The 15,281-nt window shown below is 63.9% G+C and carries 16 protein-coding genes; 5 read left to right on the top strand and 11 right to left on the bottom strand.

Features of this window, described 5'->3' with window-relative positions:
• Nucleotides 1–82: 82 nt before the first annotated feature.
• The 4 genes from CXK96_RS17985 to CXK96_RS18000 all read left to right on the top strand — a co-directional run bounded on the left by CXK96_RS17985 (nt 83) and on the right by CXK96_RS18000 (nt 3,761).
• Nucleotides 83–526, top strand: coding sequence for a ketosteroid isomerase-related protein (locus CXK96_RS17985; protein ID WP_102837801.1), 444 nt, complete (start codon nt 83–85; stop codon nt 524–526).
• 103 nt (nt 527–629) lie between these two features.
• Nucleotides 630–1,283 (top strand): DUF2238 domain-containing protein, encoded by a 654-nt coding sequence (locus CXK96_RS17990; RefSeq protein WP_102837802.1) that lies wholly within the window; start codon nt 630–632, stop codon nt 1,281–1,283.
• Between the two features lie 173 nt (nt 1,284–1,456).
• Nucleotides 1,457–1,810, top strand: a complete 354-nt coding sequence (locus CXK96_RS17995) for a hypothetical protein (protein WP_102837803.1) — start codon at nt 1,457–1,459, stop codon at nt 1,808–1,810.
• A gap of 307 nt (nt 1,811–2,117) precedes the next feature.
• Nucleotides 2,118–3,761 (top strand): methyl-accepting chemotaxis protein, encoded by a 1,644-nt coding sequence (locus CXK96_RS18000; RefSeq protein WP_102837804.1) that lies wholly within the window; start codon nt 2,118–2,120, stop codon nt 3,759–3,761.
• Nucleotides 3,762–3,858: 97 nt separating this feature from the next.
• Here the strand turns inward: CXK96_RS18000 and CXK96_RS18005 are convergent, their stop codons facing one another.
• The 11 genes from CXK96_RS18005 to CXK96_RS20775 form a co-directional block, all read right to left on the bottom strand.
• Nucleotides 3,859–5,514 (bottom strand): complex I subunit 5 family protein, encoded by a 1,656-nt coding sequence (locus CXK96_RS18005; RefSeq protein ID WP_102837805.1) that lies wholly within the window; start codon nt 5,512–5,514, stop codon nt 3,859–3,861.
• Nucleotides 5,511–7,007 carry a complex I subunit 5 family protein gene (locus CXK96_RS18010; RefSeq protein ID WP_102837806.1) on the bottom strand — a complete coding sequence of 499 codons (1,497 nt, stop codon included), beginning with the start codon at nt 7,005–7,007 and terminating at the stop codon, nt 5,511–5,513. The genes CXK96_RS18005 and CXK96_RS18010 overlap by 4 nt, the downstream gene beginning before the upstream one ends.
• Entirely contained in the window at nt 7,004–8,428 is a 1,425-nt protein-coding gene (locus tag CXK96_RS18015; protein WP_102837807.1) for a complex I subunit 5 family protein, read from the bottom strand. The genes CXK96_RS18010 and CXK96_RS18015 overlap by 4 nt, the downstream gene beginning before the upstream one ends.
• Complete coding sequence (locus CXK96_RS18020) at nt 8,425–8,730, bottom strand: NADH-quinone oxidoreductase subunit K (RefSeq protein ID WP_102837808.1); 306 nt, start codon at nt 8,728–8,730, stop codon at nt 8,425–8,427. The genes CXK96_RS18015 and CXK96_RS18020 overlap by 4 nt, the downstream gene beginning before the upstream one ends.
• Nucleotides 8,727–9,638, bottom strand: coding sequence for a hydrogenase subunit MbhD domain-containing protein (locus tag CXK96_RS18025; RefSeq protein WP_102837809.1), 912 nt, complete (start codon nt 9,636–9,638; stop codon nt 8,727–8,729). The genes CXK96_RS18020 and CXK96_RS18025 overlap by 4 nt, the downstream gene beginning before the upstream one ends.
• A complete protein-coding gene (locus CXK96_RS18030; protein ID WP_102837810.1) occupies nt 9,631–9,927 on the bottom strand; it encodes a cation:proton antiporter in 297 nt (98 codons plus the stop codon). The genes CXK96_RS18025 and CXK96_RS18030 overlap by 8 nt, the downstream gene beginning before the upstream one ends.
• Nucleotides 9,920–10,171: a monovalent cation/H+ antiporter complex subunit F gene (locus CXK96_RS18035; RefSeq protein ID WP_102837811.1), complete on the bottom strand. Its 252-nt coding sequence runs from the start codon at nt 10,169–10,171 to the stop codon at nt 9,920–9,922. Before CXK96_RS18035 ends, CXK96_RS18030 begins: the two co-directional genes overlap by 8 nt.
• On the bottom strand, nt 10,171–10,662 hold the full coding sequence (locus tag CXK96_RS18040; protein WP_102837812.1) for a Na+/H+ antiporter subunit E: 492 nt from the start codon (nt 10,660–10,662) through the stop codon (nt 10,171–10,173). The genes CXK96_RS18035 and CXK96_RS18040 overlap by 1 nt, the downstream gene beginning before the upstream one ends.
• Nucleotides 10,663–10,765: 103 nt before the next feature.
• The gene (locus tag CXK96_RS18045) at nt 10,766–13,165 is read right to left on the bottom strand and encodes a glycoside hydrolase family 65 protein (protein ID WP_102837813.1); all 2,400 of its coding nucleotides are present in this window, start codon (nt 13,163–13,165) and stop codon (nt 10,766–10,768) included.
• Nucleotides 13,158–14,117 carry a PfkB family carbohydrate kinase gene (locus tag CXK96_RS18050; RefSeq protein WP_102837814.1) on the bottom strand — a complete coding sequence of 320 codons (960 nt, stop codon included), beginning with the start codon at nt 14,115–14,117 and terminating at the stop codon, nt 13,158–13,160. The genes CXK96_RS18045 and CXK96_RS18050 overlap by 8 nt, the downstream gene beginning before the upstream one ends.
• Before the next feature lie 82 nt (nt 14,118–14,199).
• On the bottom strand, nt 14,200–14,346 hold the full coding sequence (locus CXK96_RS20775) for a hypothetical protein (protein WP_180981556.1): 147 nt from the start codon (nt 14,344–14,346) through the stop codon (nt 14,200–14,202).
• A 260-nt stretch (nt 14,347–14,606) separates the two neighbouring features.
• Here CXK96_RS20775 and CXK96_RS18055 point away from each other — a divergent pair, with 260 nt between their 5' ends.
• Nucleotides 14,607–15,182 carry an antibiotic biosynthesis monooxygenase gene (locus CXK96_RS18055; RefSeq protein WP_102837815.1) on the top strand — a complete coding sequence of 192 codons (576 nt, stop codon included), beginning with the start codon at nt 14,607–14,609 and terminating at the stop codon, nt 15,180–15,182.
• Nucleotides 15,183–15,281: the final 99 nt, after the last annotated feature.

The following is a 15,281-nucleotide window of genomic DNA, read 5'->3' on the forward strand; positions in this document are numbered from 1 at the left end:
GACGAAGGGCTCTGAGGATGGATGCCAGCGGCTGGTACTGGCTGCTACAGTTCCAGGCCAAGTCACCTACCGGATGCGACAGATGTCACTGGACGACAACAAACGGCTGGTCCGTCAGCACATCGACCTGAGCTGGAACCGCGGACACCTGGCCCTCGCCGAGAAGCTGCACAGCAAGGATTTCCTCTACAAGAGCTCCTTCGTTGGCCACGCGATGGCCAGTCCCGCCTTTGCCGCGATGGTCACACAGATCCGCACTGCCATGCCTGACCTTGAGGTGGTCGTCGAAGACTGCGTTGCCGAAGGCGACAAGGTGGTTACCTGGAGCACCCTGATTGGCACCATCGAAACACCCGCGCTCGGCTATCCGCCCAGCGACAAGGTCTTGAGCATTTCGGCCATGGCGTTCTGGACCCTGACGCCCGGACAGCAGATCCGCGAAATCTGCACCATGTTCGACATGGAAAGCTTCCGCGCCCAGCTTGGGCTGGCGACCCGCACCTACGCTGAGAAAGCCCTGCCCTGACGGCAACTACCTGCCAGGAGGGGACCGTTCGGTTATTCGCAGCAGTCATCGCCCCGGTTTCGCGGTCCATTGCACAGGCCCCGATTCTGAAAAGGCAGGTTGAATGCACCGCCCGCTGTTGCTCAAAACCCTGGTTTGTCTCGTAGTACTGGCCTTGATGGTGTCCGCGATCGATCCGCATGACCGCACCACCTGGCTGCTGGAAGTCTTACCGGTGGCCATCTTGCTGCCGGCGCTGGTCTACAACCACCATCGATTTCCGCTTTCGTCCCTGCTGTATCTGTTACTGGCTGTCCAGGCGCTGGGACTGATTGCGGGCGGGCATTACACCTTCGCCCGCGTGCCGGTGGGCTTCTGGCTACAGGACTGGCTGGACCTCAGCCGCAACCACTACGACCGTGTTGGGCATTTCTTCCAGGGCGTTGTGCCTGCGCTGATCGCGCGGGAACTGCTGGTGCGCAAGGACCGGGTTCATGGCAAGCACCTGTTGCCGTTTGTATGCGTGAGCATGGCCATGATGCTCAGCGCCGTTTACGAACTGGTCGAATGGGCGGCGGCCCTGGCGCTTGGTCAGGGGGCCAAAGCCTTTCTCGGCATGCAGGGTGATCAGTGGGACACCCAGGCGGACATGTTCTGCGCATTGCTCGGCAGCCTCACCGCCATGACGCTGCTGGTGCGTTTACACGACCGCAGCATGGCCGCCATCGGCAGGCCTCAACCGGTACGCTCAGCCATCCAGGGCGAAACCGCGAGATAAATGACGGCTGCTCGCTATCGATCTAAGAATAAAAGAACTGGCTGAGTGAATCAGTAAAACGCTGTTTCCGGGTTATCACATACGTCGATTTGTACTATTGATACGCTCACGTTTGTCCCGTTCGTCCTCGCTCGTAGCATAGGCCCCGTACCCCTACTACCGAGGACACTCTCATGAAAAAGCTACTTGCAAGTGTGATTCTGGCCAGCGTCGCGTCCACTGCCTTGGCAATCCCGCCAAGCCATCCTCAACCTATCCTGGGCGAAGCGCAGGGCGCCGAAACCGTGCAGAAGCACGTCATCACCGATCGCAGCGTTTCAGAAAACGGCTTTGATCGCACCCCGCTTAGCGAACAGTTTGCAGAAGACGGCTTTGACTTCACGCCACAAGCGGAGCAGCTCGCCGAAGATGGCTTTGATCACACGCCGATCAGTGAGCGGGTTGTAGATGATGGTTTCGACCGTACTCCACTCGGACAGCTGGTCGCCGAAGACGGCAGCGACCGCACCGGACTCGGTACGGTCTGACGTTAACGCTTCAAATCAAGGCGCCGTTGGCGCCTTTTTTATAGCCCGACACAACGCCAACGCTTCTTTTACGTATATCAGGCCAGATGCCTTATTGCCCTCTGTACCCTTTACGGCCAACTGAAGCGCAATCCGCACTGTGATAGCACGATCAGTCGGAAGCCGATCACCCTAAAAACCACGCCGAGCCAGCCTGTACGAGACCTGTACACCCCGCTACCAAAGTACAGTGTTGATAATATCTAAACGCCATCATACTGCCCGCACAGTCAGTTCATGGACGAGCCTCACACTATGCGAGCACGTCATGAACCTAACCGTAAAACTAAAGCTCGGCCTGAGCTTTGCAGCGCTTACCCTTATCGTCCTGCTGGTCTCCGCCCTGGCCATCGTTGAGCTGGCGAAATTCAACCGCGCGTTTTCCGACTACGTCGAGGGCGTCAATGCTCGCGAGGAGCTGGCCTCCGCGCTGCTCATTGCGGCTCAGCGCCGCGCTGTCGCGGCCCGTAACCTGGTGCTGGTCACCTCTGAAGCAGACCTGAAGCTCGAACATGCGGCCGTGCTAGACGCACACCGTGATGTTCAGACCCATCTCAGTGACCTCAAAACGGCCGTAGCTCGATCAACGAGCGCCGACGCCAACGAGGAAAAACAGCTGTTTGCAGAGATTGCTCGCGTAGAAAGCCTCTACGGTCCAGTGGCGCTGGATATTGTTGAGCGCGCCGTAGCCGGGCAGCGTGAAGAAGCCATCGTGCGGATCAACCAGGATTGCATACCCCTGCTCCGTCAGCTGCTTGCAGCAGGTGAAGCCTATATGCATCACAGCCGTGAGGCGGCAAACGCCGAAGTGGAGGCCGAGCGCACCACGTATGAAACCCAGCGCAACCTGATGATCGGCGTCTGCGTGATTGCCGTATTGCTCGCGCTGGGTCTGGGCATCGGCATCGTGCGGAGCCTGCTGCGCACGCTCGGTGCCGAGCCACTTGACCTTTCCGCCGCAGCCCGCCGAGTAGCATCTGGCGACATGCGCAACATGCCGGGTATAGAGCAGGCGCCTGCTGGCAGCGTCATGGCATCCCTTGGCGAGATGCAGCGCAGTCTTGGTGAGCTGATCGGACAGGTACGTCGCTCTGCTGAAACCATATCATCCGCCGCAGAGGAGCTGTCTCAGTCAACTGAGCAAGCGAGCGCAGGCGTGATATCGCAAAAGCTAGAAGTCGATCAGGTGGCCACCGCGATTCACCAGATGGCTGCAACGGTACTTGAGGTCGCGCGTAATTCCGAGGAAGCCGCCAGCGCCGCAATTTCGGCCGATCAACAGGCTCAGACCGGCGAAGCCACGGCGCGCCAGGCGGTCGTGCAGATCAAGCAGCTTGCCGATGAGGTGGATAAATCATCTGCGGCGATGGCACGCCTGAAAAACGAGAGTGAGCGGATCGGTGGCGTGCTGGATGTCATCAAATCGGTGGCCGACCAGACCAACCTGCTGGCGCTGAATGCTGCGATCGAAGCGGCCCGAGCAGGCGATGCTGGACGAGGCTTCGCTGTGGTCGCCGACGAGGTGCGTACGCTGGCACGCCGCACCCAGGACGCGACGGTCGAAATTCAGTCACTGATCGAGGGGCTGCAGCGGATTGCCGAGGAATCCGCCAATACCATGCAGGGCTGCAGCGAGCTGACAGCGCGCACGGTGGCCGGGGTCAACGACACAGGCACTGCGGTGGCGGACATAACCCTCACGATCGCCGCCATCCAGCAGATGATGCAGCAGATCGCCACGGCGGCCGAAGAGCAAAGCGCCGTCGCTGAAGAAATCAGCCGCAGCGTGACCCGAGTGCGCGATATCGCTGACGAGTCCGCCACCTCAACCGAGCAGACGGCCGCTTCCAGCGTGGAGCTCGCGCGGCTCGGCAGCACGCTAAGCCAGCAAGTTCGGCGCTTCGAGGTCTGACCCAAAGCTTGATCAAATCAACTACTGCAGCTGTGAGGCCGGAGCAATTCGGCCCTTACTTAGGCTGGGTTGCAGGGTAAGGCGCCACAGTAGCCTGTCACCACAACCACCCCAACCACAGCAAAGCGGCCAGCAGCCAGGCGCTCATGGTCAGTGCGCTGGTGTTCCAGAAGCGGTTCCAGCGGCGCTCCCGTTGGCGCCAGCGCGGGGCATCGGGCTGGACGGTTGGTACGGGCATTGGAGGCCGTAGGGTCAGACGTCGCAGTCGCAGCGACAGCGTCAGCGCCGGGTTAGGCAAATTGGCCAGGCGTGTCGGAACCGTCCAACCACGCTTGAGCGCAACGCCAGCCACGCCCAGCGCCAGCAGCAGCGGCCACAGCGCCGCCCAGATGCCACCCGGATAGAGCCCATGCAACATCGGCTCGCGCAGGGCGGGCCATAGCCAGGGCAATAACAGCGCACAACCGCTGAGCAGCGCCCAGGGCAGTAGTTGGGTTAACGGCGGGCGGTTCGCCGGGGCGTCGCGAGCATCCCGACGTAACAGCCACAGCGCGCGGATCAGCAGCAGGGAGGTAGTCAGGCTGCTGAGGCTCAGCCAAATCAGCCAGCCGTCGAATTCACCAGCATGCCAGACGTCTTTCAGAGCCGTTTTGACTGCCCCGCCGCTGGTCAGCGGCAGCCCCACAATCGCCAGTGCCAGCAGCGCCAACAGCACCCAGCCGATACGAGAGAGACGACCGGCGTGAATCAACCCTGCGGCTAAAAACAGTGCCCCCTTGGCCAAGCCATGATGGACGCCGTAGAGCATCAGCACGACGGTCATTGCCGTCAATTGCTCGGGATGCCGCCACGCCAGCGCCAGCAGCATTACCAGATAACCCATCTGACTGACCGACGAATAGGCCAGCACCGCCTTGGCCTCTCTCGTAACGAGCCCGAGCAGGGCCGGATAGACGGCACCAAAGATCCCCATGGCAAGCAACACGTCCGCCCAGTTCGACAGCAGCGGATCACTTTCCGGCAGGCAACGCCAGATGCCCAGCAGCCCGGCCTTGAGCATTGCGCCGGACAACACCGCACTGGCCGGCGCTGGCGCGGCCGGGTGCGCCAGGGGCAACCAGACATGCAGCGGCCAGAACCCTGCTTTCAAGCCCAGACCGATCAGCAACAAGATCAGCGTCAGGCCGTCCATGGGCAGCGCTTGCCAGGAGGCGAACGAGAAATCGCCGTCTGCGGCATGGCTGCGCAGCATCAGCCCGGCCAGCAAAGCCATCTCGCCAGTGATTGCCAGTTGCAGATACAACCGCCCGGCACGCCGCGGTCTGGGTCCGCCCTGATGGACGATCAACCCGTAGGCGGCGAGGCTCATGGCACTGAAGCCGAGATAGAAGCTCAAGGCGTCAGTAGCGATGATCAACAACAGATTGCCAGCCAGCGCCAACAGCCAGAACGTCCAGAAGCGCAGCCGCTTCGGGTCGTCTTTCTGGCTGCTGCTGGCGAAGATGCCTGCGCAGCCCCAGAGCACGGCGGTGAACCCCAGCCAGGCGCGGCTGAGGTCGTCACTCGCGCCCCAGCGCACGCCCTCCCATAACATCGGTAGATCCAGCAGCGCCACTGGCTGGACGACCATCGTCAGCGCCGGCAAGCAGGCCAGCCACAGCCAGCCGATGGCGCGCTCGCGCCAGATCGCCAGGCTGGCCGCCGCCATGAGCGGCGCCAGCGGCACCAATAACCAGAGCCAGGCGCCACTCATAGCGCGAACTCTCGGTTGACGATCAGTTGCGCCCAGCCCAGCGGGCTCAAAGCCGTACCTGCCAACACACCTACCAGCACCGACAGCATGGCCGTGAACAGCGCAGGCAAGAGCAGCATCCAGTGCGTTTCCCAGCGTTCCTCACGCCAGTTGTCATCGTGCCAGTCGGCGGGCGGAGAGAACCAGCCACGCCACAGCAATGGCAGAAAGTAGCCGGCGTTGAGCAGTGCCGAGCCCATCAGCACCAGCAGCACCCAGTCCTGGCCGACCTCCAGCGCGCCCATGCCCAACGCCCACTTGCTGACGAAGCCGGCAATCGGCGGGATGCCGATCATGCCTAGCGCACCGATGCTGAAAGCAGTCATGGTCAGCGGCATACGTCGGCCGACACCGTCCATTTCACGGATGCGATGAATGCCCAGGGTTTCGGCGAAGTTGCCGGCGCAATAGAACAAGGTGACCTTCATCAGGCCCTGGTGAACCAGGTGGGCCAGCCCGCCAACCGCCGCAATGGGGCCGAGTAACGCAACGCCCAAGGTGACATACGACACCTGGCTGATGGTCGAATAGGCCAGGCGCTTTTTCAGCTCTTGTTGCTGCAAGGCGCGCACCGAGCCGTAAAGGATGGTTGCCGCGGCCAGCCAGAGCAGCGGTCCGGCCATGTCCAGTTGGTCCATCGCTTCGGCGCCATAGACGTCATAGATCACCCGGATAATCCCGAACGCACCGGCCTTGACCACCGCCACCGCATGCAACAGTGCACTCACCGGCGCCGGCGCCACCATCGCTTTCGGCAGCCAGCCGTGCAGGGGTATCAACGCGGCCTTTACGCCAAGCCCCGCCACCAACAGGACGAAGGCGACCCGCAAGGCCAGGTCGTGCTCGCCCACCGCTGGCAGCAGGTAGCCGCCCGGCTGGAAGTCCTGCCCGCCGACCAAGCCATGCAGCAATGCCACCCCCATCAACACCAACGCCCCACCGCCGACGGTATAGGCCAGGTAGACGCGCCCGGCGCGCAGCGCTTCGGCTGTACCGCGATGCACCACCAGCGGGAAGGTGGCCAGGGTCAGCATTTCATAGAACAACAGAAAGCTGACCAGATTGCCCGCCAGCGCGAGACCTACGGTGGCACTCACGCACAGGCTGAAATAGCCAAAGAAGCGCGATTGCAGCGGGGAGTGTTCCAGGTAGCCAATCGCATAGATGGTCGTGGCCAGCCACAGCACCGAAGACAGTGCGACGAACAGCAGTGAAAGCGCATCGCCCTGCAGCACCAGCGGCGCACCGGGCAGGAACGGCAGACTGAAGCGAAACTCCAGTCCGCGGCTGACGCCGTAGATCATTGCCGATACCAGCAACAGTTTGATTACCACCCCTGCGAGGTTGAGCGTGACCCGCAAGCGACGCTGCTCTTCGTGCAGGGTGAATATCAGAAGGCCCGGCACCAGCGAGCTGAGCACGATGGCCAGCGGCAACCAATGGGTCCAGTTCATCGCGCCACCCCGCCAATCCAGAGCAGCAGCGGTTCGCTGATCAGCGCCAAGCCGAGCACCAGCAGCGCTGGCAGCATCGCCAGCCATTGCGCGACCGAATCAGGTTTGATGCTGGGCGGATTGGGCCGCGCACGGTCGAACCCCAGCGCGACCACACGGAACACATAGGCCGCCGACATCAGCGTGCCGAGCAGCACACCGAAGGCCCACGGCCAGTGCTGCGGCTGCTCGAACAGCGGCTGCAGCAGCAACCACTTGGCGAGAAAGCCTCCGCTGGGCGGCAGACCGATCAGGCTGCCGCCCGCGACAGCAAAGGTCGCCATGGCCACCGGCATGTTCTGGCTGGCGCCTTTCAGCGCCCGCACCCGACGCGTACCCAACACCCGCTGCAGCTCGCCCGCGGCGAGGAACATCGACACCTTGGCCAAGCCGTGAGCAAGGATGAACAGCCACAGCGCCGCTTCCATTCGCGGTTCCTGCCAGTGCAGCAACAGGCCGAGCGCCAGCAGCGCATAGCCCAGCTGGGCAACTGTCGAATAGGCCACCAGCACCTTCAGCCGCGGCGCGCGCAGCGCCGACCAGCCACCGGATATCAGCGCGAGAATGCCGGCTCCGGCGAACAGAAACCCCGCCTGGCGTCCCAGCTCCGGTGGCGCGATCTCGCTCCAGATAAGCCAGAGGATGTAGATCGGCCCCTTGACCACCAGCGCCGAAAGCAAGGCGCTGACGGCGGTCGGGGCGCCCGAGTGCGCCGGTGGCAGCCACAGGTGCAGCGGCCACAATGCGGCCTTGAGCATCAGCCCGACACTCATCAGTAGCAGCGCCAGCCGGGTCGTCTTGTCGGCCTCGGCCAACTCGGCCAGCACCAGAACGTCCAGCACGCCGTAGCGGCCATAGAACAATGCGACACCAAACAGATAGGCGAGCGAGCCGGCCAGCGACAGCATCAGGTAATTGAAGGCCGGTCGATAAGCCTTGCGTCCGGCCAGCGCCACCAATGCCACGGCGCTGAGGCTGAGCAACTCGAGCGTCACATACAGGTTGAACAGGTCCGCCGACAGCCACAGTGCCGCCAGCGAGGCATGCAGCAGACAGGACAGTGGCCAGTAATCCTCGCTGCCGGTGGCGTGGGGGCTGCGTGCCGCGTACAAAGCCACCAGTAGATGCAGCCCTGCGGTGAATACCATCAGCAATGCAGTCAGCGGGGTCAGCTGGAAACGGATCGCCAGTGGCGTTTCCCAGCCGCCGATCTGCAACAGTTGTGGCCCGAGCTGCATCGTCTGCTGCAAGGCAAACGCTGCGGCGATCAGGCTGGCAGCACTCATCCCGATCACGCAGAGGCCACTGCGACCGGGCCGCAGCAACACCAGCAGCAGACCGGCCACCAGCGGTAATGACAGGCTCAGCAATGCCGCATTCATTGCCGCGGCTCCTGCTGTTGTTCCTGCGATTGAGGCTGGCTGCCATGCGCCACACTGGCCAACCGCAGCGCCAGGGCAGTCGCACTGATCGCCACCACCAGCCCGGTTACCACCAGCGCGACCAGCAGCGGATCGCTCGGCTGGCTGCGGGTGGCCAGGGCGATCATCACCAGGAACACACCACTGCCCATCAGGTTGAAAGCGATGATCCTGCGCAGCGCCTGGCGCAGGGTCAGCAGCCCGTGCAGCCCAAGCAACCACAGCGCGGCCCCGATGATCATCCAGAACAGGCTGCTGCTCATGAGGAGACTTCCTCCCCTTCGCCCACGACCAGCAGACTGAGGCTTGCCGCGATCGACAGCGTCGCGACCGTCTCGATCATCAGGATGATCTGTTTGGCCGCCCCGCCCGGGTACGCCAGCCAACCCTCACCCAGCCAGGCCGTCGCCACTGCAACACCGACGAACACCAGCAGGCCACCCAGGACCAGCAAGCGCAACGGCATGAACGACCAGCGCAAGCGGGGCAACAGACCCGATAACCGCAGCAGCACCACACCTGACGCCAACAGCGCACCGGCCTGAAAGGCGCCACCCGGCGCACTGGCGCCCCGCCAGAGAATGTAGCCGGCGGCCAGCACCAGCAGCGGCGCCAGCACCCGCGCCCAGGCCCGCAGCAGCGGCCAGGGTTCGGCCAGATCCAGCGGTCGCGGCCCGAGTTGCCGGGCGCCGAGCAGCGCCAGCAACAGGACGGCCAGTTCGAGCAAGGTGTCCCAGGCGCGGTAGTTCAGCAGCACCGCCGTCACCGGATGGCTGACGCCAGTTTCGTCCAGATGTCGAGTGATAAATGTTGGCAGACGCGGCTCGACCTCACTCAGCGGCGCGAGCCCTTGCACCAGCAGGATCAGCATCGGCAGCACCACAGCCGCCGCGCCGAGGCGCAATCGCGTGCCGGTGGCCTCCGGCAGATCTGCAGGCCCAGGCTGGCGCGACAGTGCGGTGAACAACAGAACGCCGGTAAGCCCCGCGCCGATGGCTGCTTCGGCCAGCGCCAGGTCCGCCGCGCCGAGACGCGCCCAGATCAACGCGAGCGCCAAGCCGAAGGCGATGAACAGCAACACGCTGGCGTAGAGATTGCGGCCATGCAGCGCGCCGAAGGCAAGGCCGAGCACCAGCAAGCCGAGTACCCCGTCGAACAGCCACTCAGTCATCGCGTGGCTCCTCGCCAGCCTGCCGCGCCAGCAATTGGCACGCCGTGGCGCTGGAGGCCAGCAACAACAGCCAGATCAGCAGCATCTGCCCGACCTCCCAGAGGCTGTCGGCACGCAGCGAGAGGCCGGCGATGACCAGCCCGAGGCCCAGGGTGTCGGCCTTGGTCAGGGCATGCAGGCGGCTCACCGTATCGGGAAAGCGCAGCAGACCGATGCTGCCTGCCACGAAGAACAGCAGGCCACCGATCAGCAGCAGCCAGCTGAGGCCATTCAATAACGGCTCAGTCATGCCGACTCCTGCGCAGCAACTGCACCAGCGCGGCGCTCGCGACTGCGGCGAGCAACCCCAGCAGCAGCGCCACATCACGCAACGCTGGCTGCTCTTGCCATTGCGCAAGCACCAGCAGCAAAGCCGTGCCGGTGGTGCCGAACAGTTGAATGGCCAGCAGCCGGTCTACCCGTGCCGGTCCCAGCACCACGCGCCCGAGCCCAATCATGATGGTCAGCAGCAACAAGGCGGAATACAGCGCCATCAAGGCCTGTCTCCGGGCGCAAGCAATCGCTCCAGTCGCCGTTCGAGGCTGTGCACGGTGGCCTCCCAGGGCTGCCGCTCATCGAGCACGTGCACGCGCATCCGATCGCCCTCTACCTGCGAGGCCAGAGTGCCCGGCAGCAGGCCCACCAGCGCCGAAAGCACCAGCCTTACCTGCGATGAAGAAGACGTGAGGGAGTAATCAAGCCAGGCCGGCTGCAGCGGCCGATTGGGATGCAGCGCGCGCAATGCCACATCCCAGGCGCCTGCGGCCATCTTGCCAAGAAAGAACCCGAGAAAACCCGGCAGCGCAGCCAGCGAGGGATGCCAAGGTCGCTGACCCAGCCAGAGCGACAGCCCGGCAGCGAGCAGGATGCTCGGTACGCCCAAGACCCAGCCGGCCCCTTCGGTGAACAACGCCCAGACCAACGCATACAGCGCCACCCAGCCCAGCCCGTCGAGCCAGCGGCGCTGCCCTCCGAGTTCGCCCATCGCTGTATCTCCTTGTTTGACCACGTTCTGTATTGAACGTGGCCGGCGCTGCGGCGTTCCGCTGTCCCGACGCTCAGGCTTGTTTCAATGCGTTGCCAACCGCTCAGCTCGGCGACTGGCAACGGATTTCAAGCGATTCGCCCGGCGCGAGCTCGCGCTTTCCTTCAGCGTAGTGCAACGGCACCGGGGCGACGTTGGCGGAATCGGCCCGTACCACCAGCGCGCCATTGGCCAGTTGCAGATGCAGGCGCGCCTGCCGAAACAGCAGGGACAGCGAGACCGGCGGCAGCGAAGCCGGCGGCGACGGGAACAGGTGCAGCCCATCGAGTTCCAGCCGAACGCCCAGGTAGTGACGCTGCAACACGTCCAGCGAGCCGCTCATGGCGCCGAGGTGCACGCCCTCTTGGGTGCCGCGATTGCCTGGCGAACCCAGGTCGGTGGCCAGTGCCTGCTGGTAGTAAGCCCAGGACGCCTCGAGGTCGATGTCGGCGAGCGCACCGGCACACACCACTTTGGACAGACTCGACTCATGGGTGATGCGCGCCAAGTGGTAGGCCAGGGTGCGCCGCGCGCTGGCGGCGTCATGGGGATAACCAAGACGCTGGAGAATCCCCTGCAGGGTCTGTTGAGGCACCAGGTAGTAGGCCATCAGCACATCGGCCTGCTTGGTCAGCTGGTAACGGTCGCAGCTGTCATGTCGCGCTTCGAGCATCCAGTCCAGCCGCGGACGATCGCCGTGCAACCATTCCTGCGGCGGTGGTTCCAGCCGGTCGAATCCCTCGAACTGACTGAGCAGCTGGTCATCGACAAACGGCAGGTAGAGGCCCTCGGCAACCGTCTGCCAATGCTCAGGCTCGTCCGGCTCCATCACCAGACGCTCCCGCAGAGCATCCGCATCCGCCTCGCTGAGCAAGGCCAGCACCTGCCGCGCACGGTCCAGCGTCCAGGCGGCCATCAGATTGGTGTAGGTGTTGTTGTTCAGGCCGGGCTCAGCCGCGTCCGGGTAGCCGTTGTGATACTCGTCGGGGCCGATCACGCCGCAAATCAGGTAGCGCTGTCGCGACGCATCGAACTGCGCAATGCTGGCCCAGAACCGCGCCACTTCGATGATCAGCTCGCCAACGGGGCCGGCCAACAGCGCCTCGTCAGCGGTTGCCAGGTAGAGTTGCCAGGCATCGTAGGCCACGGCGGACCCGATGTGCCGCTGCAGACGTGTGTGGTCGGCCATCCAGCGCCCCGACATCGGGTTGCACTGCCAGGGCGGCGTCTCCTCCTCGCCGGATTGGGCGCTGCGCCAGGGAAACATGGCGCCACGCAAACCGGCTCGGTGCGCCCGTTCGCGCGCCTTTTTGAGCCGAGCATAGCGGTAATCCAGCAGGCTTCTGGCCAGCTCCGGCCAATGGGTCGCGAGCACCGGAAAAGCGAACAGCTCATCCCAGAACACCTGACCGTAATAGCCTTCCATCCAGCCTCTCGGCGGAAAGCCAAGGTCGCGGCCGACACTGTGTGGCGAAACTGTTTGCAGCAGGTGAAAAGCATGAAAGTGCAAGGTTCGCTGAAGCTCTGGATCGTCCGAGGCGAGTGCGTGTCCCTGCCACAGGGTTCTCCAGGCCTCGGCGCTCGCCTGTTCCAGCTGCTCATACTCGCCGCCAGGCAACTGTCGCCATGCCTCGCTACGGGCATCCTTATCGGTAACCGGGCACTCCTCGTCGATCAGCACCACCACCCGCTTTTCCATGATCAACCGACCGTCGTCCGGCACCGCGCAGCGGGCGTCCTGAATCAGTCGCTGTTCGTAGGTGGTGCTACGCCATTGGAGCTGTCGCCCAGGCGTCCGGAGCTGCATCGCCATCGCCAGGCGCTGGCGATGATCATGCAATCGGGCGCTGAGGGTGGTGGTGCCGTTGTCGTCATGGTCGAACGCCAGGTGCTGCAGACGGCGCCCTTCATAGGCGCGGTTGCGCTCCACCCCGGCGTTAACTACGCCACCGTCGAGCACTGAGCGCAGGCGCACCTCGAGACCTGGCGGCAACTGCAGCTCCCAGCGCAACACGGCGAGATTGGGTGTCGCCATGCTAACCAGACGACGCTCCAGCAGCTCCACCCGATGCCCCGCCAGCTCGAAGCTGAGTTGCCGCTCGAGCGCGCCATCGTCCAGATTCAGCGCTTGCCGATAGCGCTGCAAATCGACCCCATCGAGGCTGAACCAGTCGCCATCCCCCAGCGCAAAGCTGAGACCGAACGGATCCGGCACGTTGACCAAGGCTGCCATGTGCACCGTATCGCCATTGACCTCGTGCGGCGCCTGGTCATACCAGCCAGCGCGGTAGAAGCCGGCGTAGTGCTTGCTGTCATCCGCATGGAGCCTTAGCGATGCTTCAGGGGCACTGGCCCGCCATGACAAGACGCCGTTGCCCAAGGCCAGCAAGGCTTCGCGACGACGCTCGTCATCGCGGTCGTAATGTTCGAAAACGATCTGGGACGCCGTGTTCGATTCAGCCATCAAGGACCCTCGCCTTGTCGAGCAGCGTCCGCGCCAGTTCGACCACCTGCTGCCGATCAGGATACGCAGGCTGCGAGCCGTAACCGGTGACGGCCAGATTCGCGGCGGCCACGCCCCACGCAGCGGCCTCGCGCGGCTCAAGGCCTTCGAGCAAGGCCACGCCGAACACGCCGGTAAAAGCATCACCCGCACCGGTGGTATCGACCGGCTCCACTTCACTCGGCGGGATGTGCAGGGTCAGCCCAGTTGTCGCCAACGCGCAACCGCCATCGCCCAGCTTGATACACACGATCCCCGGCCCGTCGCGTTGCAGCTGGCGAGCGGCATCGGCGAGTTTGTCCATAGAGTCGAGCGAGTGGCCGACCAGCCCCTCGGCTTCCGAGACGTTTGGTGTGATTGCATGCAGCTTGGGCAACAGCCCCTCGTCGACCCGGTCAGGGAAGGATGGATCGAGCACCGCCGGAATGTCCTTTCGAGCGGCCGCTTCCAGCGCCTTGTTTACCACTCGCGCCGGCACTTCATAGTCGAGCACCAAGCAGGCGGGCGTTTCACAGCCGTCGATCACGGCAATCATGGCGTCGATGGCAGCCTCGTCCCAACAATCGTTGGCATTCGTCGCCAGGACGATATTCTTCTTCGCATCCGGCGGCACCATGATCATCGACACGCCAGTGGACTGGCCGGCGGCGCGCCCGACGTGACAGACCTCGACGCCGGCCTGGCGCAGCGGGGCAAGCGCTTGTTCGGCCAGCTCATCGTCGCCGACGCGGCCAAGCAACAGGCTGCGATGACCGAAACGAGCGCCGATAAAAGCCGTATTGCTGGCCTTGCCGCCAGACAGGCGACACAGGTCATGGGCCAGCTGGGTTTCCCGACTGCCGGCAGGTTCATCGACCCGTACCTGAAAATCGGCGTTGATGCTGCCAAGCGACAGCAGGGTGAGGCGTTGCATAGGCATGCTCCGACGGCTCAGGCTAGTTCTTCAACGGACCTGAACCGGCGGCGAGGGTTCGCGTTTCGCTGAGTGCAAGGGTTCAGCAGAGCCGGAACCGCGCGGTGTTCTGCACCAGGCGGCGCGCGCCTTCGTCAAGCCGATCAGCCGAACCGTCTCTGGCCTGTGCGCCGTCCAACAGGTGCAGCGCGGCTTGATTGAGCGCCTCGACGAGACCGGACACGCTCATTCTCTGCGCACCCAACACAGGCAATGCCCCATCCTGGCGCAAGTCATTGGCACCGCGCTGCGCTGCGGCGGATTGAATGGCGCCTTTTTCATACCTCTGCTCGTTGCCCCGCTCAACGGTTAGCCTGCAGCGCGAAGTAATGCTGGAGCTTCTCTGCAAACGGAATAGAATTCGCATCCCCCAAGGCGCAGCCCACCATCCCGGCGCTGCGTTTGCCGAATGCCCTACCCGGGTGGCCGGCCTGATGCTGGAGATACACGATGTCTACCGAACCCGTCACCCTGATGGTGGCCCGCCGCGTGCGCGATGGCCGCTACCACGACCTCCTCGCCTGGCTGCATGAGGGCGAACAACTGGCCGCGGACTTTCCCGGCTACCTTGGCTCCGGCGTATTGGCGCCCCCGCCTGGCGACGATGAGTTTCAGATCGTCTTTCGCTTCGCCGACGAGCAAACCCTCGACTCGTGGGAGCATTCGGCTTCTCGTCGGGCCTGGCTGCAGCGTGGCAGTGAACTCTTCGGCCAGCCGCACGAGCAGCGCGCGCGTGGCATCGACGCCTGGTTTGGCGGCGCCGACAGCCCGCCGCCGCCGCGCTGGAAGCAGAGCATTGCGATTTGGCTGGCATTCTTCCCGGTCTCGCTGCTGTTCAACCTGATGTTTGGCGGCGTGCTCGCCGAGCTGAGCCTGGTGATGCGGATACTGCTCAGCACCCTGGCGCTGACGCCGCTGATGACTTACCTGTTCATCCCGCTATCCACGAGGCTGCTGGCACCCTGGCTGCAGAGTTCGCCACGCCCCCGGGTCATGCCCACTAAACAGCCGATCACCGCCCGCTGATCGGAACGGCTGCGGCAACATGACAAACTTGTTGCCGTCATTCGCCTGACGCCATTAAAGTGCCATCACCGCCTGTCGATAATATGACTGGGCGGTCGC

The organism is Stutzerimonas stutzeri, assembly GCF_002890895.1.
Classification (GTDB): Bacteria; Pseudomonadota; Gammaproteobacteria; order Pseudomonadales; family Pseudomonadaceae; genus Stutzerimonas; species Stutzerimonas stutzeri_AB.